Origin of the sequence: Aquimarina atlantica, assembly GCF_000626715.1 — a bacterium.
In the GTDB taxonomy this organism is placed as follows: domain Bacteria; phylum Bacteroidota; class Bacteroidia; order Flavobacteriales; family Flavobacteriaceae; genus Aquimarina; species Aquimarina atlantica.
In genome coordinates, this window is sequence record NZ_AQRA01000004.1 from 1 (window position 1) to 19,896 (window position 19,896).

23 protein-coding genes and 1 pseudogene are annotated in these 19,896 nt (G+C 31.5%); 11 read left to right on the plus strand and 13 right to left on the minus strand.

Annotated features, from left to right (window positions below):
• Positions 1 to 57 precede the first annotated feature (57 nt).
• The 4 genes from ATO12_RS08880 to nadC form a co-directional block, all read right to left on the minus strand.
• Complete coding sequence (locus tag ATO12_RS08880) at positions 58 to 621, minus strand: chalcone isomerase family protein (protein WP_034241381.1); 564 nt, start codon at positions 619 to 621, stop codon at positions 58 to 60.
• Positions 622 to 774: 153 nt separating this feature from the next.
• Positions 775 to 1,335 carry a chalcone isomerase family protein gene (locus tag ATO12_RS08885; protein ID WP_034241382.1) on the minus strand — a complete coding sequence of 187 codons (561 nt, stop codon included), beginning with the start codon at positions 1,333 to 1,335 and terminating at the stop codon, positions 775 to 777.
• Between the two features lie 33 nt (positions 1,336 to 1,368).
• Complete coding sequence (locus tag ATO12_RS08890; protein WP_034241383.1) at positions 1,369 to 2,292, minus strand: YihY/virulence factor BrkB family protein; 924 nt, start codon at positions 2,290 to 2,292, stop codon at positions 1,369 to 1,371.
• Positions 2,293 to 2,295: 3 nt separating this feature from the next.
• Complete coding sequence (gene nadC / locus ATO12_RS08895) at positions 2,296 to 3,153, minus strand: carboxylating nicotinate-nucleotide diphosphorylase (protein WP_034241384.1); 858 nt, start codon at positions 3,151 to 3,153, stop codon at positions 2,296 to 2,298.
• A 141-nt stretch (positions 3,154 to 3,294) separates the two neighbouring features.
• On the opposite strand from nadC, the gene rlmH reads away from it, so the two are divergent.
• Positions 3,295 to 3,768, plus strand: a complete 474-nt coding sequence (rlmH, locus tag ATO12_RS08900; RefSeq protein WP_034241385.1) for a 23S rRNA (pseudouridine(1915)-N(3))-methyltransferase RlmH — start codon at positions 3,295 to 3,297, stop codon at positions 3,766 to 3,768.
• A 128-nt stretch (positions 3,769 to 3,896) separates the two neighbouring features.
• On the opposite strand, the gene ATO12_RS08905 is transcribed toward rlmH, so the two are convergent.
• The 5 genes from ATO12_RS08905 to ATO12_RS08925 all read right to left on the minus strand — a co-directional run bounded on the left by ATO12_RS08905 (position 3,897) and on the right by ATO12_RS08925 (position 8,674).
• Positions 3,897 to 5,471 (minus strand): S41 family peptidase, encoded by a 1,575-nt coding sequence (locus tag ATO12_RS08905; protein ID WP_034241386.1) that lies wholly within the window; start codon positions 5,469 to 5,471, stop codon positions 3,897 to 3,899.
• Positions 5,472 to 5,671: 200 nt separating this feature from the next.
• Positions 5,672 to 6,094: a hypothetical protein gene (locus tag ATO12_RS08910; RefSeq protein ID WP_034241387.1), complete on the minus strand. Its 423-nt coding sequence runs from the start codon at positions 6,092 to 6,094 to the stop codon at positions 5,672 to 5,674.
• A 28-nt stretch (positions 6,095 to 6,122) separates the two neighbouring features.
• On the minus strand, positions 6,123 to 6,569 hold the full coding sequence (locus ATO12_RS08915) for a hypothetical protein (protein WP_034241388.1): 447 nt from the start codon (positions 6,567 to 6,569) through the stop codon (positions 6,123 to 6,125).
• A gap of 24 nt (positions 6,570 to 6,593) precedes the next feature.
• Entirely contained in the window at positions 6,594 to 7,274 is a 681-nt protein-coding gene (locus tag ATO12_RS08920; RefSeq protein WP_034241389.1) for a response regulator transcription factor, read from the minus strand.
• A 5-nt stretch (positions 7,275 to 7,279) separates the two neighbouring features.
• On the minus strand, positions 7,280 to 8,674 hold the full coding sequence (locus ATO12_RS08925) for a sensor histidine kinase (RefSeq protein ID WP_034241390.1): 1,395 nt from the start codon (positions 8,672 to 8,674) through the stop codon (positions 7,280 to 7,282).
• Between the two features lie 234 nt (positions 8,675 to 8,908).
• Between ATO12_RS08925 and ATO12_RS08930 the strand changes: the two genes are divergently transcribed.
• From ATO12_RS08930 to ATO12_RS08955, 7 genes are all read left to right on the plus strand, one after another.
• Complete coding sequence (locus ATO12_RS08930; protein WP_051575699.1) at positions 8,909 to 9,811, plus strand: geranylgeranylglycerol-phosphate geranylgeranyltransferase; 903 nt, start codon at positions 8,909 to 8,911, stop codon at positions 9,809 to 9,811.
• A 3-nt stretch (positions 9,812 to 9,814) separates the two neighbouring features.
• Positions 9,815 to 10,396, plus strand: a complete 582-nt coding sequence (locus ATO12_RS08935) for a Maf-like protein (RefSeq protein ID WP_034241391.1) — start codon at positions 9,815 to 9,817, stop codon at positions 10,394 to 10,396.
• A 152-nt stretch (positions 10,397 to 10,548) separates the two neighbouring features.
• Positions 10,549 to 10,710 carry a hypothetical protein gene (locus ATO12_RS26010; RefSeq protein WP_165583355.1) on the plus strand — a complete coding sequence of 54 codons (162 nt, stop codon included), beginning with the start codon at positions 10,549 to 10,551 and terminating at the stop codon, positions 10,708 to 10,710.
• A gap of 275 nt (positions 10,711 to 10,985) precedes the next feature.
• Positions 10,986 to 11,936: a hypothetical protein gene (locus ATO12_RS08940; RefSeq protein WP_034241392.1), complete on the plus strand. Its 951-nt coding sequence runs from the start codon at positions 10,986 to 10,988 to the stop codon at positions 11,934 to 11,936.
• 36 nt (positions 11,937 to 11,972) lie between these two features.
• The gene (locus tag ATO12_RS08945; protein ID WP_034241393.1) at positions 11,973 to 12,260 is read left to right on the plus strand and encodes a 4a-hydroxytetrahydrobiopterin dehydratase; all 288 of its coding nucleotides are present in this window, start codon (positions 11,973 to 11,975) and stop codon (positions 12,258 to 12,260) included.
• Positions 12,261 to 12,442: 182 nt separating this feature from the next.
• On the plus strand, positions 12,443 to 13,168 hold the full coding sequence (locus tag ATO12_RS08950; RefSeq protein WP_034241394.1) for a YebC/PmpR family DNA-binding transcriptional regulator: 726 nt from the start codon (positions 12,443 to 12,445) through the stop codon (positions 13,166 to 13,168).
• A 98-nt stretch (positions 13,169 to 13,266) separates the two neighbouring features.
• Positions 13,267 to 13,767, plus strand: coding sequence for a hypothetical protein (locus ATO12_RS08955; RefSeq protein WP_240486116.1), 501 nt, complete (start codon positions 13,267 to 13,269; stop codon positions 13,765 to 13,767).
• On the opposite strand, the gene ATO12_RS08960 is transcribed toward ATO12_RS08955, so the two are convergent.
• The 4 genes and pseudogenes from ATO12_RS08960 to ATO12_RS08970 form a co-directional block, all read right to left on the minus strand.
• Positions 13,764 to 14,318: a 1-acyl-sn-glycerol-3-phosphate acyltransferase gene (locus ATO12_RS08960; RefSeq protein ID WP_034241395.1), complete on the minus strand. Its 555-nt coding sequence runs from the start codon at positions 14,316 to 14,318 to the stop codon at positions 13,764 to 13,766. The two genes, ATO12_RS08955 and ATO12_RS08960, sit on opposite strands and share 4 nt — an antisense overlap.
• A gap of 24 nt (positions 14,319 to 14,342) precedes the next feature.
• Positions 14,343 to 15,404, minus strand: a complete 1,062-nt coding sequence (locus ATO12_RS26450; protein ID WP_034241945.1) for an iron-containing alcohol dehydrogenase family protein — start codon at positions 15,402 to 15,404, stop codon at positions 14,343 to 14,345.
• 78 nt (positions 15,405 to 15,482) lie between these two features.
• Positions 15,483 to 16,187: pseudogene (gene kdsB, locus ATO12_RS26455) on the minus strand (3-deoxy-manno-octulosonate cytidylyltransferase); the annotation flags it as partial.
• Positions 16,188 to 16,343: 156 nt separating this feature from the next.
• Positions 16,344 to 17,771 carry an ATP-dependent DNA helicase gene (locus tag ATO12_RS08970; RefSeq protein ID WP_034241396.1) on the minus strand — a complete coding sequence of 476 codons (1,428 nt, stop codon included), beginning with the start codon at positions 17,769 to 17,771 and terminating at the stop codon, positions 16,344 to 16,346.
• 136 nt (positions 17,772 to 17,907) lie between these two features.
• On the opposite strand from ATO12_RS08970, the gene ATO12_RS08975 reads away from it, so the two are divergent.
• From ATO12_RS08975 to rsmD, 3 genes are read left to right on the plus strand one after another with little or no spacing between them, the layout of a single operon-like run.
• Positions 17,908 to 18,552 carry a type II secretion system protein gene (locus ATO12_RS08975; RefSeq protein ID WP_034241398.1) on the plus strand — a complete coding sequence of 215 codons (645 nt, stop codon included), beginning with the start codon at positions 17,908 to 17,910 and terminating at the stop codon, positions 18,550 to 18,552.
• A complete protein-coding gene (locus tag ATO12_RS08980; protein WP_034241400.1) occupies positions 18,533 to 19,357 on the plus strand; it encodes a DUF3822 family protein in 825 nt (274 codons plus the stop codon). Before ATO12_RS08975 ends, ATO12_RS08980 begins: the two co-directional genes overlap by 20 nt.
• 2 nt (positions 19,358 to 19,359) lie before the next feature.
• The gene (rsmD, locus tag ATO12_RS08985) at positions 19,360 to 19,896 is read left to right on the plus strand and encodes a 16S rRNA (guanine(966)-N(2))-methyltransferase RsmD (RefSeq protein WP_034241401.1); all 537 of its coding nucleotides are present in this window, start codon (positions 19,360 to 19,362) and stop codon (positions 19,894 to 19,896) included.

Consider the following 19,896-nt stretch of genomic DNA (forward strand, 5'->3'; position numbering starts at 1 on the left):
CAAAAAGCTACCAATTAAAACCGATAGCTTTTTGCGTATTACATTAATAATATTAGGTTATTGTATTCCTAACATTCCATTTTTAATTTCTTCACTTGCTGGTTCATCTCCAAGCCAAATTTTAAATAATGCATATTTAAAATCACGTCCTTTGATTACTCCAAGTTCTTTTTCATTTTTAAAAGCAGTCACTCCTTTACCTTTAATATATACAATATCAAAGATGTCATTCTTTACGATAGGTTCTGAGAAAAATTTAATAAATTTATTTATTCTCTCATCTAATGCTTTGGTGTTACCAAAAGTGGCTCTATTAAAGCCATCTTTTACCGCTTTTATCATTTTCTTTTGGGTTACAAAACCAGAAACAATATTCAGTTTTATAGCCATAGTTTCATCTGCATCAAGGATTTCTTTAGGATCTTTGCTCTTTTTGGTTAAATAAAGCCCTCCTGCATACATGTCAATCCAAAGCACTTTTCGCATTCCGGCACCATTCAATTTCAAATCGGTATCACCAAAATTCTCTTCATAGGGCAAAATAGCTTTACCAACCCTAATTTGGGCAGTAGCAGTAGACAAGGAAATTAGTGCTACCAGTACTAAAGTAATTTTTTTCATTATAACTAAAGGTATTTGGGGTATTAATATTTAATATTTATTTATACTCAGCTTTTTAAAGCGCACAAATATAAAAAATATTATGCACGCACAACATAATGAAATACATTTACTTAAATTTTTAACAAAAATACAATTATATCTTATTGATTGCTATAGTCCTAGCATTTCTTTTTTGAGTCCTTTGTCTGCTGGTTTGCTACCTAACCAGATATTAAAAAGTGCTGTTTTAAAATCCAATCCTGTTACATATCCTTTTTCTTTGCCATCCTTATAAATCACACTTCCTTTTCCTTTTTCATACACCATATCATAGATTTGACCAACCTCTATTTCATTATTAATAAAGCCTATAAATTTTTCTATTCTTTCGTTATAAGGCTTCATATTTCCTTTAGTTGATTTTTCAAAGCCTTCGCGTAACGCATTAGCCATTTTACTTCTAGACATCATCCCAGAAAGGATATGCAATTTAATTGCCATAGTTTCATCTGCTTTGGCAATTGCACTGGCGTTAGTGCTTTTTTTCTTAAGATACAGGGCTCCTGCATAAATATCAAAAAAGAATTTTTCTCTAAGCCCTCCTCCGTTAATCGTTAAATCTTCTCCATTAAATTTTACCGTATTTGGCAATGTGGCATCACCAATTTTGGTTTGAGATTGAACAGATACAATTGTTAAAAGCGCTATAAATAATATACTTAGTTTTTTCATTTTAAAAATTATTAGAAATCTATGTTAGTGAAATTACGTATTAAAATTCTTTCTTAATTGATTTAATGATGCATTTAGTTCAAACCCCAGTAATAACAAATTAGCATTAAGCCATATGTACAACATTAATATCAACATTGCTCCAATAGAACCGTATAATTGATTATAATTAGAGAAATTATCTATATATACTCCAAATAGATATGTTGTAATAATAATCAAAAAAGTGGTCATAAATGCACCTGGTGAAAAGAATTTATTTTGTTTTCCTTCTGAGGTACCGAAATAAAATAAGGTAGCAATAATTACAAATATCATAAAGACAAATAGTGCATATTTCCCTAATGTTAACCAAAAAACAGTATCATCTACAACTCCCATTTTATTTAAATCATCTACCAAATACGAAAAGTATAAAGTTCCTATAACTGTAATTAACAATAACGATGCCACGATAATAGACACCCCTAATGCTACTACATATTGCCGTACAAAATTTCTGTTAAGTGTTACATGATACGAATATTCAAAACCAGAGAAAACCGCATTGATTCCATTAGTCATAAAAAGTATGGATAATACAAAAACAGTTGATAGTAATCCTCCTCGGGGATTAGATGCAATATCTTCAAATATGCCAGAGAAAAAATCCGAAGATTGCTTAGGTAATGCTCCTTTTACAAATTCAAAAAAATTCTCCTCAAACCCATCTATTGGTACGTAAGGAATCAAATTAAGAAGAAATAATAAGAATGGAAACAGAGAAAGAAAAAAACTCCATGATATCGCACTGGCTCTAGCCGAAAAAGTGCCTTTTATAATCCCTATTACATAAATCTCTATTAGATCATATATCGACAATCCTTCAAAACCAGGAAGAATAAGTTTCTTCCCTATTTTGACCAATATATTGATCACAGGAATCTTATTAAGCCTATCTTCTATGGGTTTCGACATATATTATACAGCTTTCAAGCTCAAATCCAGATTATATACAGAATGTGTTAGCGCACCACTACTAATATAGTCTACACCACATTCAGCATAATTGCGTACTGTTTCCTCATTAATTCCTCCACTGGATTCTGTAAGGCAAGAATCACCAATTAATTTTACAGCCTCTCGGGTATCTTCGTAATTAAAATTATCAATTAATATTCGATATACTCCTGGTGTTTGAAGTATTTCTTTGATTTCATTAAGATTACGAGCTTCGACGATAATTTTAAGGTCAAGATTTTGGTTAGAAAGATATTGTTTGGTCTTTTCTATAGCTTTGGTAATTCCTCCTGCAAAATCGATATGATTATCTTTTAACATCACCATATCGTATAATGCAAATCTATGATTCTCTCCTCCCCCAATCTTTACCGCCCATTTTTCTAATGCTCGTATTCCCGGGGTTGTTTTACGGGTATCCAGAATTTTTGTTCCTGTACCTTCTAAAAGGGTAACAAAATGATTTGTTTTGGTAGCAATTGCACTCATTCTCTGCATCGCATTAAGCACCAATCGTTCTGCTTTCAGAATAGACTGCGAACTTCCTGAAACATAAAAGGCTATATCTCCATATTTCACCCTGGATCCATCTTTTAATAATACTTCGACCTTCATGTTAGGGTCTACATAATTAAATACTCTTTTTGCAAATTCTACTCCCGCCAGGATCCCTTCATCCTTAACTAAAAGTTTTGCTTTTCCGGTGATTGATTCGGGGATACAAGCTAATGAACTATGATCACCATCTCCTACATCTTCGCGTATGGCATTGGTAATTATCAAATCAATTTCTTTATTGAATTGGGTTTCGCTAATCATATTGAATGGTTATTTTTGCTAATGTAAAAAAAGAAGTCGGAAGTACGAAGTGAGAAGCACATCGTATTTTTATTTACTTTACATCTCAAATCTATGTTTTACCTGGTTTTTGAGTAAAAACTATTACAATATTAAATACACATGAATATTAAATTACTTGCCGTTGGCAAAACAGATGACAAGCAACTTAATGACCTTATCAATAACTATATCAAAAGGTTACAGTTTTATATTAAATTTAGTTTTGAAATTATTCCGGATATCAAAAATGCTAAAAACCTAAGCGAAGCTCAACAAAAGGAAAAAGAAGGAAAATTAATTCTTAATCACGTAGAAAATTCTGATGTATTAATATTGCTTGATGAAAATGGGAAGCAATATGATTCTGTACTGTTTTCTGAAGTATTGCAAAAACATATGAATAGTGGAATCAAACAATTGATTTTTGTAATAGGAGGACCTTATGGGTTTAGTCCCGAAGTATATAATCGAGCAAATAGTAAATTATCACTATCCAAAATGACATTTTCGCATCAGATGATACGTTTATTTTTTGTAGAACAATTATATCGTGGATTTACCATATTAAGAAATGAACCTTACCATCATCGATAAGGCTCATTGTAGTATACAACTATAATTTTCTAATATTCCTTATTGTATTTGAATTATTCTTTAATGATATCTTTAAGATCGCCAAACATATCTATCAGATCTTCTGAAATGTTATCCCTATTTGCTTTTTAATTATTATTGATAAACTTCTTAATCGCATTATTTAATACATAAAGTTCTCTGTTTTCGAAATTTTCTTTATTAAGTTCCACAAGAAGATCCAGCTTAGCAGGATTGCCCTGAAGCATTTCCCCCTGTTTATTTACAGTTCGTGAATACGGTATAGAAAATTGAAAAATTTCCTGACCTGCTATCTTATATTCTCTTTGATCGTTTCCTATATAGGTTTTCTTAATGCTTCCATTATCATCTATATAAAACACCACCGTAACAAGTGCAAAAGTAAGATCTGCAGATTGAGGCTGTCCTACAATAAGAGCATTACCGTATTCTTTCATTCGATATGCAAAATCATCGGCAGAGCTTGCTGTATTTTCATTTACCAAAACGATAACATTTTTAAACTTGCGCTTTGCTGTTTTATTAGGTTGAATATACGCTAAGTCACAATTCTCACTACCTCTACAAAAATCTGCCCTGGCCGGTAAAAAATCACCTGTTTTAGTTTTTTCATATATTTTGTTCTTCAGAATATTTTCAAACCATTTTTCTGCACCGCTAAACCCATATGACAATTCTAATCGTAGGTTTTCATTAAGCAAAAGCCCTGTCTTCTTATATTGTACTCTAAGATCCATAAACTGAGATGAACAAAGTTCTGCCATAAATGACGAATTCTCCTTTCCCCCAGGGTTATCCTGAACATCAAATACAATATGATCTACCTCATCTTTTATTAATTGTAAGCCTTGCCTAAGTTTTTGAATATCGCTACATATTGTAGAATCTTTTGCCTCTAGTGTACACCTTAAATCATTACTACCACGTTTATATGCAAAGTTTTTAATTTTTACTAATGCAATCTTATTCTTAACCAATAATGCCGCTTTATACCCCTTCTTAACAAGTTTCCAATCTTTGTAACCGCTAACATCTATGGCTTTATATCTGTTATACCAGGATGCTTTATCTTCATTTTTATGATAAACGATTTTTTTTGAACTACCATCGGAATAAGTGATGCTTTTAGGAATCTTTCCGTTGATTTTCAAACCATTTTCGAATCGAAATTTAAAACTAGCCTGACTGGTTCCCAAACCATTTGATCTGGTTTCATAATTCACAAATTTTTTAAAAACATCTTTCATTGAAACGTCATCGATTTTTTGAATGGTCTTTTTTGTTTCTAAGTCAAAAAATGAAATATTTGGATAGGTATACCCAATTTTAATGGAACTTTTGTATCTATTTTTCTTAGTTTTTTCTGTTGGATAGGTAAAACGAAAATAAGAATGACCACTAACGAATCCTCTTCCAAAATCAAGAAACTTTTGTCTTAATTCCTGGTAATTATCTACTTTTTTGAATTGTTTTTCGTGATATTTCTTATATTGATCCCAGGATATATCCTTAGTTTTATTCCTAACGACAATAGCTTCTGCATCCAGAAATTCTATTTCTGAAATCATTTGTTTGTACAGTTCTGACACTTGTTCAGAGGTTAAAAATGACTTATCTATATCTTGAGCATTAACTGAAATTACAATACTCAAAAAAAATATACTTTTAATAATTAGTTTCATCTGTTTATTTTAAATAGTAACGGGTATGGATTAAGAATAACTCATACTTCTTCATAAAAAGCAATAAGAGTTTCTTTTGCCAAAACACTGTAGTGACAATCGCACTGTTTTTATTTTAAGATATGCTGTTGATTAAATCCGGATAGTATTCAAATTATCTCCTATTCCAGACCAAGGTGTTGTTTAGTTTAAGTAAGAAACTATTGTTTTATTATCTCTTTTATATCGCTAAACATATCTATCAAATCTTCTACTAAATCTGCAGATACAAATTCTTTATCCATAAAAACATTTAACTTTCCTCTTTTCAGTTTTACAACATATCCTGTTTCTCCTTTGGTATTATATTTCCAGGTAGATGTCGTTCCGTTTTTGGTCATTTCTGGGGTTAAATGATCTTTTAAGAATTGTTTTAATTTCCCTGTTTTTGAAGATGGAAAGCTAGCTTTTAAAGTATACATATCTTCTGTATTAGAGATAGAAATGTTAACTCTATAATTACCTTTTCCCGGTTCGTCACTAGAATAACTAATAGACACTTTCGAATTTGAAGTCGAAGTTGTTTGTGCATTGCTCAAAGAAAGAGCAAATACAAGGCTTAATGTGCAAATGATTGTTTTCATAATTTCTGTTTTTTGATTGATGATTGATTTAATTTTCGTTTTTTGATGTAATTGATTTTAATTCTTTGCCAATTCGTTCGAATTTCTTGATCAATTTATTCGAAGCTAGTTCTTTATCTACATTGATTCTTAATTTATTGTCTTTGAGTCGTACTTCATATAATTCATCATCTTCTATTTCTTTTCTCCACAGATAAGCTTCATCGTCGATGATCATATTTTCTTTTCCGAATTGATCGATCAGATAAGACTTTACATCGCCCTCCATATATTTCATAAATCTAATTTTGATCCTAAAACTCTCTTCCATATCAATGATCGCAAAGGACCTGGAATAACTTTTCTCTCCAGAATCATCACTAATACTTATGGTTACTTGTGATGATGATTTAGAAGAACTTGTAGCACTTGTTTGTGCATTCATGGTTAGTAATCCTATTAGCAGGTTTACCAAAACGGTGATTACTGTTTTCATAGTATTCGTTTTTTGATTGATGATTTAAGCGATACTAAATGTGAGACCAACCCCACGTACACTTTCTATATTTATAGTATTATCTTCTTTAAAATATTTTCTTAATCGGCTTATGAATACATCCATACTTCGGCCAGAGAAGAAATCATCATTACCCCAAATATCTTTTAACACCTCTTCTCTTTTGATCATTCTATTTCTATGTTCCCATAAATATTGAATAAGCAATGTTTCTTTTTCGGTTAATCGCTGCGATTCTCCATTCAATCTTAACTGATGGTTAACACTATCGAATTCATAATTTCCGATTTTTACCACATCATCTTTTATGGGTTCTATTTTCTGTGTTCTTTTTAAAATATTTTGAAGTCTTAGGACTAGAATATCGGCTTCAAATGGTTTCACGATGTAGTCATCTGCACCTAATTTTAATCCTCTTATTTTATCTTCTTTCATTTTCTTGGCAGTAAGGAAAACGAATGGAATTTCGGGATCTATTTCTACTACTTGTTCTGCTAATGTAAATCCATCCATTTTTGGCATCATCACATCAAAGACACATATATCAAATTTTCCTTCAGAAAATATCGACAGTGCTTCTTTACCGTCTTTTGCCCAGATCACTTTATAATTATGTATTTCGAGGTATTGTTTTAATATACTTCCAAAATCAAAATCATCTTCTGCGAGTAGTATATGTTTCATAATTATCAAATTATTGGTATGGTTATTTTAAAATTTGTTCCTTCTTCGGGTTTACTTTCAATATTGATTTCGCCCTGGTGTGCTTTAATGATTTGATTGGTATAAAACAATCCCAGGCCTAATCCCTTTACATCATGTACATTTCCTGTTGTTACTCTATAAAATTTTTCAAAAATCTTATGATGTTCTTTTTCAGAAATCCCGATCCCATTATCGCGAATCGAAATTATATACGTATCGTTTTTACATTCTGTTCGTATTTTAATTTCAACTTTTTCTTTACCGTATTTTACAGCATTTTCTAATACATTAAATAAGGCTGTGGTAAATAGAAATTTATCGATATAAAGATTTACATCTCTAAATTCGATCTTCATACTCACATCGACTTGTTTATTTTTAACCGACACCTTAAAATCTTCTACTACTTCTTTAAAATACTTAGTATCGAGGACCTGTTCTTTATTCAAAACGATTTCTTCTGATCCCAAAGTGTTATTCATTACCTGATCAATTAGTTTTTGCAATCGGTTATTTTGCCGATCTAATATATCTAATGCATTAGAGAATATTTTTGGTGAATTTTGAGTCTCTTTGTTCCTTAAACTTTTTGAAGCAATGCCCAAAGTTGCCAAAGGAGTTTTTAGCTCGTGAGTAATGTTATTTATAAAATCATTGCGTACATCGGCTATTTTCTTTTGTCTAATTACAGTTTTAATCGAATAGAAGAGTAAAACAACCACAAATAGTAACAATATAACAGAGAATAAAAACAGGCTTGTCATTTGGCCAAAAACTATTCTTTTCCATCCAATAATGCTAACAGCATCTACTGTTCTGATTTCTAGATTAAGCTGGGTTTTTATAATTTCACCACCACTATCATCTTCTATATCTTGTTCTGTAAACCATCTACCACTACTTATTACATTACCTTCTTGATCCGGAAAATCTTCTCCGAACAAAAAGTAACTGTTTTGTTCTTTTGCATTAAATACAGTATCCAAAAGGTCATTATCATGAATAACAATACTCTTTATTGTTTTCTTATATTTTAACTCATATCCTAGATTAGCCTTGCCAATTTCTTCTTTATAGTATTCATTAAATGTATCGTTTAACGAATCTGTAAAAGGTTTGAAACGTTCTATAGTTTCGTTTTTTAGAAGGTTATTTTTTCTATACTCTATCAGATTCTTTGTTAGTTGATTATACCAAAGCTCTGCTATAGAATCCATTTCTCTGGTATTGTCTATACTCGAAACAGCCTTCTTGGTTTCTTTAATAAACACATCTTTTTTAAGTTGATACGTGTTATAAATCAAATATCCCTGAATACCAGACAATGCCAATAAGGTTAAAATAGATGTAATAATGAGTATGTTTATCTTTTTCTTCATTATAGTGATATACAGCTTGTTTAATTTTTAATACCTATTCGTTTTTTGATTGATGATGATTTCAAAAGTATAGCAAACATCCTTTTATTCAATAAAATCAGCTTCTATTAACCCTCTATTAACGTTAATACATCCCTTCATTACTATAAAAACAAGGCTTTTAAGTATCTATGTTAATAGGGCAAAAATTGGTATTAATTATTACATTTGCGGACTAATTAACCAATTACTTCTATGCTATCTTATCTGAAGCTTATAAAATTTGATAACCTACTTATAATCGCCTTTGCTCAATTATGCATCAAATATGGTCTTTTTGATCCCTTTAATATTGCTATTACCTTAAATGGTTTGGGAATTGCTATTTTAATGATTGCTACATTTTGTATTGCTGCGGCAGGAAACATAATTATCGAAATTTACAATCAAGAAGACACCGGTGCAAAAGGTCTGTTGTATGGCTCTATAACCGAAAAATCAGCAAATCGATTATTTATTATTTTTAACATAATTGGCGTTCTTATTGGGTTTTACTTAGCGAACCTTATTAACAGACCAGGTTTTGCAGCATTATTTATAGTAATTTCTGGAGTATTTTATATCTATGCTTCTTACTTAAAAGAAATCATTGTTCTTAAAAATTGTATTCTTGCACTTCTTGTAGGACTAAGTTTGATTGTCGTTGGGATTTTTGATCTTCTTCCTGCTATCACCGAAAAAAACAGAGCATCGCAGACCGTTATTTTTTCTATTATTTTAGACTATTCAATATTTGCATTTATGATTATACTCTTAAGAGAAATTATAAAAGATTGTCTGCATATAGATAGAGATCATAATTTAGGAATTAGAACCATCCCAATAGTTCTAGGTAAAAACCGAACAACAAAATTAATTGGGGTATTAACATTGTTTCCAATTATATCTGTAATTTATTACATCTACACTTATCTTTTTTCGAACAGTAAAGCTGTTATTTTTGTATTGATACTTATTGTTGCTCCATTACTCTATTTTATGATCAAAAGCTTTAGTGCCGAATCAGATAAGCAGTTTAAAAGATTGGCATTGCTTTTAAAAATAATTTTATTTGGAGCTTCTATCTCATTGTTATTTTATCAATTTGTTTTAGTGTAGTATATGTTAAAAGGTATAGTAAAAGATAAAAACATAATTCTTGCATCTGGTTCTCCCAGAAGACAGCAATTTTTTAAAGACCTGGATCTGGATTTTTCAATACAATTAAAAGAGGTTGAAGAGGTTTATCCTGATCACCTTAAAGCCGAAGAAATTTCAGATTACCTGGCCAAGCTTAAAGCAAGTGTATTTACAGATTTACACCCAAAAGATATTTTAATCACCAGTGATACTATTGTTTGGCATAATAGTAAAGCCTTAGGTAAACCCAAAGACCTGGCAGAAGCTTCAGAAATGATTAATTCGCTATCTGGAGATACACATGAGGTTATTACTTCGGTTTGTTTTAAAACAACCAATCAAACTATTGTAGTGCACCAAACTACCAAGGTGACTTTTAAGGAGTTATCTGCAGAAGAAATCGAATATTATGTACAAACGTATAAGCCTCTGGATAAAGCCGGAGCCTATGGTATACAAGAATGGATAGGTTTTATTGGCATATCAAATATAGAAGGAAGTCATTTTAATGTTATGGGACTGCCTACACATCTTGTCTATGAAACGTTGAGGCAATTAGCCTAAAAGAAACATTTCAATAAATGTAGCGCATTGCATATATATTAACTTTTCTATTGATACTTCTTGTAAGAACAAAATGTTAATTGAGGTTTTTCCGTAATTATCTGGTTTTTATTTTGTTTATATTTCATAAATTATTTTTAAAACTTACTATTATGCTAAAGCATCTCTTAAACCTTGATGGTATCAAAACACTTAACAAAACAGAGCAAAAATCTCTAAAAGGAGGATGGACCTATGTTATGTGTCACTCTTGTGATCAATATTTACCACCAGGATATGTATGTATGAATCAGGTGTATTGTGGACCTAATTAATACCATATAAAAAATTAAAAACGGGATTTCAATATCCCGTTTTTTACTTTTAAATTGTGAAGTATTCTCTAAGTTATCTTTACTAACTTTTCTCTGTTTTCTCTTTGATTCTTATACGTAAATATCTCTCTACATCAAAAACATTCTTAACTACAAATAGTATTAGATAATTTCTCCTATATCTATTAATTATAAGAATTAGATAGTTACTGAAACGTTAACAATACTTGTTAAATCCAAGGTTTATTGTAATTTGCTTTATAAAAAATTTTATTATGAAAAAGTCAATACTACTGTTCGTTTTATTGGGTGTATTAGTTTTTATTGCTTGTAGCAATATTAAGGCAGACGAAGCGAACAAAGCCTCTACAACTAAAGAGGTTATTAAAGAAAAGATACCGCCTGCAAAAACGCTTTCTGAAGATTTTAAGAAATATTGGTATGCCGGCGAAGCAGAAATATCATCGTATCAACTAGAACAGGCCAGATATGGCGAAATAAGAAAAGGAACAGCAGTTCTTATTTATGTGACTGAAGATTTTTTACCTAAAAAACAAGTAAAAGCAGATCGTCAAAATACAAGTAACATACCCGTTCTAAAACTTAATGCTACCAAAAAATTTAATACAGGAATCTACCCATATTCTGTGATGCAGAGTATATTTTATCCTGTAGCAGATAATCGACATGCTATTAAAGTATCTAATTCGATGCAGGAATGGTGTGGTCATGTATATGCACAATTAAACAACAGAAAACAATTCGAGATTACTTCGCATTCCTATTTTGAGAATGAGGCAGATCAGGATTTTAAATTAGATAAAGCTATTTTAGAAAACGAACTTTGGACAAAAATTAGAATTAATCCTGATGCATTACCACAAGGAGATCTACAAATTATTCCTTCTTTTGAGTATTCTAGATTAAGACACAAAGAAATCAAAGCATACTCTGCTAAAGCATCTATACAAAAAGGTACTACTACGAATACATATACTGTAGAATATCCCGAACTCGATAGAAGCATTAGTATCACTTTTAATGCCTCTTTTCCTTATGAAATTGAGCATTGGACAGAAACCTATAAAAGTGGGTTTGGCCCAAATGCAAAGAAGCTTACTACAAAAGCAACTAAAATCAAAAGTATTAAATCTGCTTATTGGGGTAAAAACAGTAATAAAGACGAAGTCTTACGTGAAGAATTAGGGCTTGTCAATCAAAAATAAACATTAAGTAACTTACAACTAACTAATACAATACTAATGATAAAATTATCAGAATCTGAAATCAAAGAAAAACTAAACGATATAGATGGTTGGGAATACCATGATAATGCTCTTCATACCACTTTTGAATTTAATGATTTTAAAGATGCGTTCTCTGTTATGACTCGCATTGCTTTTGAAGCCGAAGCGCAACAACATCACCCCGACTGGTCTAATGTTTATAATAAATTACATATTAGCCTTTCTACTCATGATGCTGGTGGTATAACCGAAAATGATTTTAATCTCGCAAAAACCATAGATACTATTATCGAAGGAGAATAGTCTTTAAACTCATTCAAAATCAAAAAATAAATATCAAATTCTAAGGTCAAAACTTTTTGTTTTACTTTTTGAATTTTGGTATTTTAGGCGTATAACTTATTTAATCAAAATTGATAGTATACAAACATTTGTCAAAAACTTGGTTTCTACTTATGTTTGTATTTAGATTTTAAAATTAGCATATGGGAAGAGCTTTTGAATTTAGAAAAGCACGTAAGATGAAACGCTGGTCGGCGATGGCAAAAGCGTTTACTCGAATTGGCAAAGATATTGTAATGGCAGTAAAAGAAGGTGGACCTGACCCAGCTTCTAACTCTCGTCTAAGAGCAGTAATCCAGAATGCCAAATCTGTGAACATGCCAAAAGATAATATCGAAAGGGCAATTAAAAAAGCATCGGATAAAGAACAAGGAGACTACAAAGAAGTTCTTTTTGAAGGATATGCTCCTCACGGAATTGCAATTTTGGTAGAAACTACAACAGATAACAATAATAGAACAGTTGCCAATATTCGATCCTATTTTAATAAATGCGATGGTAACCTGGGAACATCTGGTTCTGTAGAGTTTATGTTTGATCACACCTGTAATTTTAGAATCAATAGCGAAGGATTAGATCCTGAAGAGCTTGAACTAGAATTCATTGATTTTGGAGCAGAAGAAGTTTTTCAGGATGATGATGGAATATTGATCTATGCTCCTTTTGGAAGTTTTGGAACAATACAAAAGGAATTGGAAAGCCGCGAAATCGAAATTCTATCCTCTGGATTTGAACGTATCCCACAGGTTACTAAAAAAATAACTCCAGAGCAAGCTGCAGATGTAGAAAAATTATTGGAAAAAATAGAAGAAGATGATGATGTGCAGAACGTGTATCATACTATGGAAGAATCTTCTTCTGAAGGATAAAGACATTTCTTATTATTATAAAAAAGAGTTTAGCTATGCTAAACTCTTTTTTTTGTTATGTTTACTATAATACCACGACTATAGATAAAATATAAGCTATGAAAAGATTAGCCATACTTCTTCTATTTTCTTTTGTAGGTATAGTACATGCCCAACATATGGATAATGACAAACTAGAGTTAATTATCAAAAAAAATGCAGATACTCTAGATGGTATCCCCGGTAACTGGAAATTTATATACAAAGAGATTCCTATGCTTTGTGTTACCGATGAAACCAATAATCGAATGAGAATTATTTCTCCTATTACATCATCAGATCGTCTTGATAAAGATTTATTGCTTGATGCAATGACAGCCAATTTTCATTCTGCTCTTGATGTAAAGTATGCTATCACCAATAAAATTTTATGGTCGGTTTATATACATCCATTAAAAGAACTTACGAATGAGCAGGTAAACAGCGCCATATCACAAGTATATTATGCTGCAAAAACTTTTGGCACTACTTTTTCTAGTACGGAACTTATTTTCGGAGCCGGAAGCATAAAGGAAAAACCTAAAGATGCTACCCCAGAAGAAAAAATTTATAAATTTTAAGTTCTATCAAAACTGTTCTCAGGGACTTTGCCTTTAACACCTTTAAAGACACTATACATATATTCGAAATCCTTTTTTATATCCTCTGTAGGGTAATAAGGATCAGAGATCACACATTGTTTTTTTCCAAAATCAAAAGCGACCATAATAATAGGAATATTTGCAGCTTTAGCGATATGGTAAAACCCTGTTTTCCACTCGTTAACTTTTTTCCTTGTTCCTTCGGGGGCGATAGTTAAACGCAATTCATCTTTTTTTGCAAATAATTCTGCAATAGCTTCAACCTTATTCTGGCCAGGAGTTCTATCCAGAGAAATCCCTCCTACTTTTCTAAGATACCAACCTAATGGCCATTTAAAAAGTTCTTTTTTAGCCAAAAAACTTATTTTAATTCCAGCTAATTGTCGTACCAAGAGGCCAATATAAAAATCGTGCCAACTCGTATGAGGTACAACAATAACAATACATTTTTTTACAGTATCAGCACTGAAATTACCGATAAACTTCCAACCTATAATTTTATGATATATGAAGGAAGAAAAGTATCTCATGAAAAAAAGATTGAAAAGAACAATTTACAAAGAACGATAAAGTTCTTTCAATATATCTTCATTTATTTTAGATTTCCAATCACATCCAAGGGCATTTTCCCAGAGCGGTTCCAGGCTTAGTGCAACCTTAGTCATTATGTCTAACTGCTCTTCGGTTACATTGGCACAAACTCCTGTTGGTAAATTAATATTATGATACTCTTTCATTTTTTTGAATACGGCTACACCTTCGGGATAGTATTTTTCTAATTTATCAAATACGATGCAGTTACCTATTCCATGTTTTGTTCCCAGCACGTATGCCAGTCCGTAACTCATTGCATGAGCAACACCAACCTGAGAGTACGCAATACTCATACCACCATGCCAGGATGCCATCATTAGCTTTGCGTCTACTTCTTCTTTGCTTAGGTTATTTTCGAGAAAAATCTCTTTACATAAGTCTAAAGCTTTTTCGCCATAACTCTGGCTAAATGCATTTAAATATGTCCCATCTAGCGATTCGATGCAGTGAATGTAACAATCCATACCTGTATAGAACCATTGATCTTTAGGAACATCTTTTATTAATTCTGGATCTAATATAACCTGATCAAAGGGTGTAAAATCAGAATTGATGCCTAATTTACGTTCGGGTCCTGTAAGTACAGTAGTGCGAGACACTTCTGCTCCTGTTCCAGAGATTGTAGGAACTCCAACATGAAATACAGCTTTATTCTTTACCAGATCCCATCCTTGGTAATCTGCAGCACTTCCTGGGTTGGTAAGCATAATCGCTACAGCCTTGGATAAATCCAGTATAGAGCCCCCTCCTATTCCGATAATTCCGCTGGGGACATATTGATAATCATTTCTTATTTTAGCAACTATTTCATCTACCTGTGATGTTTTAGGTTCTTCAACAGTTGACACATAAATTATCTCATCGGTATAAGATAATGGTATTCTATCCTCTATAAACGAGGTATTGTTCTTAAAAACGTCATCTACCAAAAAGATAAAAGGAGCAACACCATTTCGTTCGGGCGAAATAATATCACAAATCTGATTAAATGCTCCTTTCCCAAATACTACTTTTGGTACCATTGGGAAATTTTTATGCGTAGAAGTAGATTCTTCTGGAGTAGTTATAGATTTTGGATTCAATAGATTTTCTTTATTTATTATTCTTTTTGCTCTTTCTAAATCTTCCGGGGTATCAATTTCTACACCTTCATGGTGCGTTTCAACCATTTTAATATTTTTACCATATTCGAGGTATCGAATACATTCTATTTTCTCTGAAGCTTCCAAAGAACGCATTGGTAAACGGTAAAAATCTAAAATAGCTTGTTTCTTAAATGCATAAACACCTTTGTGTTTATGGTAAACGTGGTTTATTTCTTTATCTCTTGGGTATGGTATAGGTGCACGAGAAAAATATAGTGCATAATTATTTTCATCTACAATAACTTTTACACTATTCGGATTCATGATATCATCCCAGTCATCCATAGGAGTCATTAGACTAGCTAAGTCTATACGATCCGAATCTTCCTGATAAAATACGCTTAGCACTTTTTCTAAGCTTTCTCTATCGGTAAACGGTTCATCTCCCTGGACATTCACTACAATATCAACATCCATATCTTCGACTGCTTCGGCTATTCGATCACTACCGCAGCTATGTTCCTTCTTACTCATAATAGCTACACCACCATGAGAAGTAATTTCTTTATATATAACATCGCTATCGGTAACTACATATACGGCATCAAAAAGTCCTGAGTTTAGGGTAGCTTCATACGTTCTTCTTATGACACTTTTCCCTTCAAGATCCTGCATTAGCTTGCCAGGAAAACGCGTGGCAGCATACCTCGCAGGTATCATTGCGATAGTTTTTAGAGTATTTTTGTTCAAAATTTGTTGCTTTTCTAGATTTGCAAAAATAACTTTTTTAAATCAATTTTCGGGCCAACCTTTATATTTAGTTTCATAATTTATTTAAAAAAAACTAAACCACAATATACATATGTTTTGTAAATTTTAATTTTCGATAAAAAAATCATCTTTAAATCCTATTAAATATAACTTTTTCTTAGCTCTGGTAACAGCAGTATACAACCACCTTAAATAGTCCTTATTGATTCCATCTGGAAGATAAGGTTGCTCTATAAACACATTATCCCATTGCCCTCCTTGTGATTTATGACATGTAATGGCATAAGAAAACTTAACCTGTAAGCTATTAAAAAACTTATTATTCTTTACTCCTATAAACCGTTTATACTTTGATTTCTCATCTTCAAAATCTTTAAGTACTTCTTGGTACAATTTATTTGATTCTTCATAGGATAAAGATGGAGTCTCTGATGTTAATGTATCTAATAGCAAAACTGTTTCAAAAGGTTTTTGATTTGGATAATCAACCATACTAACATTAACTATTGCAAACCGAAATCCATACAACTCTTTTATAGAAAAAATCTCTAAGATTTTAATTATATCTCCATTAGCAATGAAACCAGCTTCACTTTTGTTATCCAGCCAAAAATAATTATTCTTAACTACCATTAAATAATCACCAGGTGACAGTTCTTCTTCTTGAAAAAGTATCCTTGATCGTATCTGCTGATTATAGATATTAGCTCTTTTATTAGAACGAAGTATAATCACAGATTCTTCGTGCCCTACACTAGCATATGCTTCATTTAGTGCATCCATAATCTCATGGCCATCAAAAAATCTAACTACATCCGGATATCCTGACACGTCAAACCGAAAAGAGTCATAAAAACCATCATTAATAGTTTCTCTTAGCTGGGTAGCATTCATTAAAATACCACTATTCTCTGCTTGTCGTACCACTTCGTCTAACTCTATCTGTGTAACCTCTTTATTAAATCCCATGGCAAGATTATTGGGATCGAGTGCCGGACTTACTTCTAGTTTTACAGGTGGCAATTGTGCGGTATCCCCAATAAAAAGGATTTTACAATTATATCCAGAATACACATACATCATTAGGTCATCTAGTAAAGATCCATTTTCGAATAATTTACTATCACTAGGGGTATCTGGTATCATAGAAGCTTCATCTACAATAAAAATAGTATTACGGCTTTTATTTTGTTTTAGCTGAAAAGCTAATCCACCGCTTTTATCTTTTTTGGGGTAATAAATATTCCTATGTATGGTTTGAGCTTGTTTTCCCGAAAAATTACTAATCACTTTAGCTGCACGGCCTGTAGGAGCGAGCAAAACAGCATTTAATTTAGCTTTCCAGAGGTTTTTTACCAAAGATGCTATCAAAGTAGTTTTTCCTGTACCTGCATATCCCTTTAATAGAAAAAGTGATTCTTTTGTTCCTGATAACACAAAATAAGATAGTTTTTGTAAGACAATATCTTGTTTTATAGTAGGTTCAAAAGGAAAATCTTCTTTTAATAATTCATAAAATTCTTTTTCCTTCATTAAAAAAACTTGTCTATATGATTCATATCGCTATTAATAAATCAAAGATAGGGATGATTTTTTGGCAATAAACTTTTACGATTAAAAAAAAATTGTAGATTTGCGTATACACTAATGTTTAAAGCTAAATCATAAAATGAAAATTGTTGTTCAATTAGTTCTGTGGGTTATTATAGGAGTTTTAGGATACTTCGTATTCAATTCTGTTAATGGTCCTGTAAAGTTCAATAAAATAAAGCAAGCTAGATATGCAAAAGCTGTTGAAAATTTAAGAGATATTCGTACAGCGCAATTAGCATACAGATCGGTAACTGGGAAATTTGCTAAAGATCCTGTTAAATTAGTTGCTTTTATAGATACTGCCAAGTTTACACTAACCCAAAGAAGAGATTCTAGTTTTATTAGATTTAATAAGATTCTAAAAATTGATGAGCCAAGAGATACGGTTATTATTGATACTCTTGGATATGCATCGGTAAAAGATTCTTTATTTAAAACAGGAAATCATAAAAATATGATTAAAATACCGATCGAAGGTATTGAATCTAATTTTGAAATGGATGCAGGTTATATTAACAAAAATGATCTACGAATTCCGGTTTTTGAAGCTAAAGTATCTAAAGACGTACTATTACATGATCAGGATAAAGACTTATTAGCTCAAGAGAAAGAAGTACGTTCTGTTGATGAAGTTAACGGAGGATTCCTTTCGGTAGGATCAATGACAGAAGTAATGACTTCTGGTAACTGGCCAAGAACTTATGGTGCAAACGATCAATAATACAATTGATAATACATCAAAAACATTGTCCATTCAGGTAAGCTTGAATGGACTTTCTTTTTGCACTGTAAATGCTAATGACCAAATAACATCAATAACACATGAATCCTTTGGTATACAATTAACTCCCACACAAGTACTTGATAAAATTAAATATGCTTTTGATCACAATCATAATCTAAAAGGAACTTTTGACACCATCGAGGTAATTCATCAAAATGACCTATACACTGTTGTTCCTAAGGCTTTATTTAACGAAGATTCATTAAAGGAGTATTTGAAATTTAATACAAAGGTGCTTCAAAATGATTTTATTGCATATGATGAGATGAACCCTCATAATATGGTAACGGTATACATTCCTTATACCAACATCAATAATTTCTTTTTTGATACATTTGGGTCTTTTACTTATAAGCACTCTAGTACCATTTTAATAAATTCTTTACTTACTCAAGAAAAAAATAGTGAATCTATCACCGTTTTTGCAAATATAAATGATGCTTCTTTCGATATTATAGTAATCAATAAAGGGAATTTAATACTAAGCAATACATATAGATACCAAACTAAAGAAGATTTTTTGTATTACCTATTGTACACTACAGAACAACTACAACTAAATCCAGAAGAATTTAGCTTAGTGTTTTCGGGAAATATTTCTAGAGATAGTGAGTTTTTCGATATTGCATATACTTATATTCGTCATATAAGTTTCGGAAACCTTCTTAAGGAGCCTCAAATAACAGAAGATATAACATCTTTTGAGCCTCATAAACATTTTGTATTACTTAGCCATTTTTAAACATGCGTATTATTTCAGGAAAATATAAAGGAAAAAGACTCACAGCGCCTAAGAAACTACCTGTGCGCCCTACCACCGATATGGCAAAAGAAGCTTTGTTTAATATCTTAAGAAACCAATATAATTTTTCTCAGATATCAGTTCTAGATCTTTTTGCAGGTACGGGAAACATTAGCTATGAATTCTTATCCAGAGGAACAGAAGATATAACTGCAGTAGATGCTCACTATGCCTGTCTTGGGTATATCAAAAGTGTAGCAAAAGAATTAGACGCTCCTATCGAGACTATAAAAAGTGATGTATACAGTTATCTCGAAAAAGTAAAGCGAAAAGTAGATATTATTTTTGCTGATCCCCCTTATGATTTTACAACAGATCAGTTTCATAAAATTGCAACATTAGTTTTTGAAAATGAATTATTAAATGAACACGGGGTCTTGATCATTGAACACTCTAAACATACCTCTCTCGAGGAATCACCGTATTTTAGTAATTCGAGAAAATATGGAGGATCTGTTTTTAGTTTTTTTGAAATATAA

Bases quoted from the DNA above. Each gene is read 5' to 3' on its own strand.
- ATO12_RS08880 (WP_034241381.1), bottom strand. From the start codon at position 621: ATGAAAAAAATTACTTTAGTACTGGTAGCACTAATTTCCTTGTCTACT.
- ATO12_RS08885 (WP_034241382.1), bottom strand. From the start codon at position 1,335: ATGAAAAAACTAAGTATATTATTTATAGCGCTTTTAACAATTGTATCT.
- ATO12_RS08890 (WP_034241383.1), bottom strand. From the start codon at position 2,292: ATGTCGAAACCCATAGAAGATAGGCTTAATAAGATTCCTGTGATCAAT.
- nadC (WP_034241384.1), bottom strand. From the start codon at position 3,153: ATGATTAGCGAAACCCAATTCAATAAAGAAATTGATTTGATAATTACC.
- rlmH (WP_034241385.1), top strand. From the start codon at position 3,295: ATGAATATTAAATTACTTGCCGTTGGCAAAACAGATGACAAGCAACTT.
- ATO12_RS08905 (WP_034241386.1), bottom strand. From the start codon at position 5,471: ATGAAACTAATTATTAAAAGTATATTTTTTTTGAGTATTGTAATTTCA.
- ATO12_RS08910 (WP_034241387.1), bottom strand. From the start codon at position 6,094: ATGAAAACAATCATTTGCACATTAAGCCTTGTATTTGCTCTTTCTTTG.
- ATO12_RS08915 (WP_034241388.1), bottom strand. From the start codon at position 6,569: ATGAAAACAGTAATCACCGTTTTGGTAAACCTGCTAATAGGATTACTA.
- ATO12_RS08920 (WP_034241389.1), bottom strand. From the start codon at position 7,274: ATGAAACATATACTACTCGCAGAAGATGATTTTGATTTTGGAAGTATA.
- ATO12_RS08925 (WP_034241390.1), bottom strand. From the start codon at position 8,674: ATGAAGAAAAAGATAAACATACTCATTATTACATCTATTTTAACCTTA.
- ATO12_RS08930 (WP_051575699.1), top strand. From the start codon at position 8,909: ATGCTATCTTATCTGAAGCTTATAAAATTTGATAACCTACTTATAATC.
- ATO12_RS08935 (WP_034241391.1), top strand. From the start codon at position 9,815: ATGTTAAAAGGTATAGTAAAAGATAAAAACATAATTCTTGCATCTGGT.
- ATO12_RS26010 (WP_165583355.1), top strand. From the start codon at position 10,549: ATGCTAAAGCATCTCTTAAACCTTGATGGTATCAAAACACTTAACAAA.
- ATO12_RS08940 (WP_034241392.1), top strand. From the start codon at position 10,986: ATGAAAAAGTCAATACTACTGTTCGTTTTATTGGGTGTATTAGTTTTT.
- ATO12_RS08945 (WP_034241393.1), top strand. From the start codon at position 11,973: ATGATAAAATTATCAGAATCTGAAATCAAAGAAAAACTAAACGATATA.
- ATO12_RS08950 (WP_034241394.1), top strand. From the start codon at position 12,443: ATGGGAAGAGCTTTTGAATTTAGAAAAGCACGTAAGATGAAACGCTGG.
- ATO12_RS08955 (WP_240486116.1), top strand. From the start codon at position 13,267: ATGAAAAGATTAGCCATACTTCTTCTATTTTCTTTTGTAGGTATAGTA.
- ATO12_RS08960 (WP_034241395.1), bottom strand. From the start codon at position 14,318: ATGAGATACTTTTCTTCCTTCATATATCATAAAATTATAGGTTGGAAG.
- ATO12_RS26450 (WP_034241945.1), bottom strand. From the start codon at position 15,404: ATGGTACCAAAAGTAGTATTTGGGAAAGGAGCATTTAATCAGATTTGT.
- ATO12_RS08970 (WP_034241396.1), bottom strand. From the start codon at position 17,771: ATGAAGGAAAAAGAATTTTATGAATTATTAAAAGAAGATTTTCCTTTT.
- ATO12_RS08975 (WP_034241398.1), top strand. From the start codon at position 17,908: ATGAAAATTGTTGTTCAATTAGTTCTGTGGGTTATTATAGGAGTTTTA.
- ATO12_RS08980 (WP_034241400.1), top strand. From the start codon at position 18,533: ATGGTGCAAACGATCAATAATACAATTGATAATACATCAAAAACATTG.
- rsmD (WP_034241401.1), top strand. From the start codon at position 19,360: ATGCGTATTATTTCAGGAAAATATAAAGGAAAAAGACTCACAGCGCCT.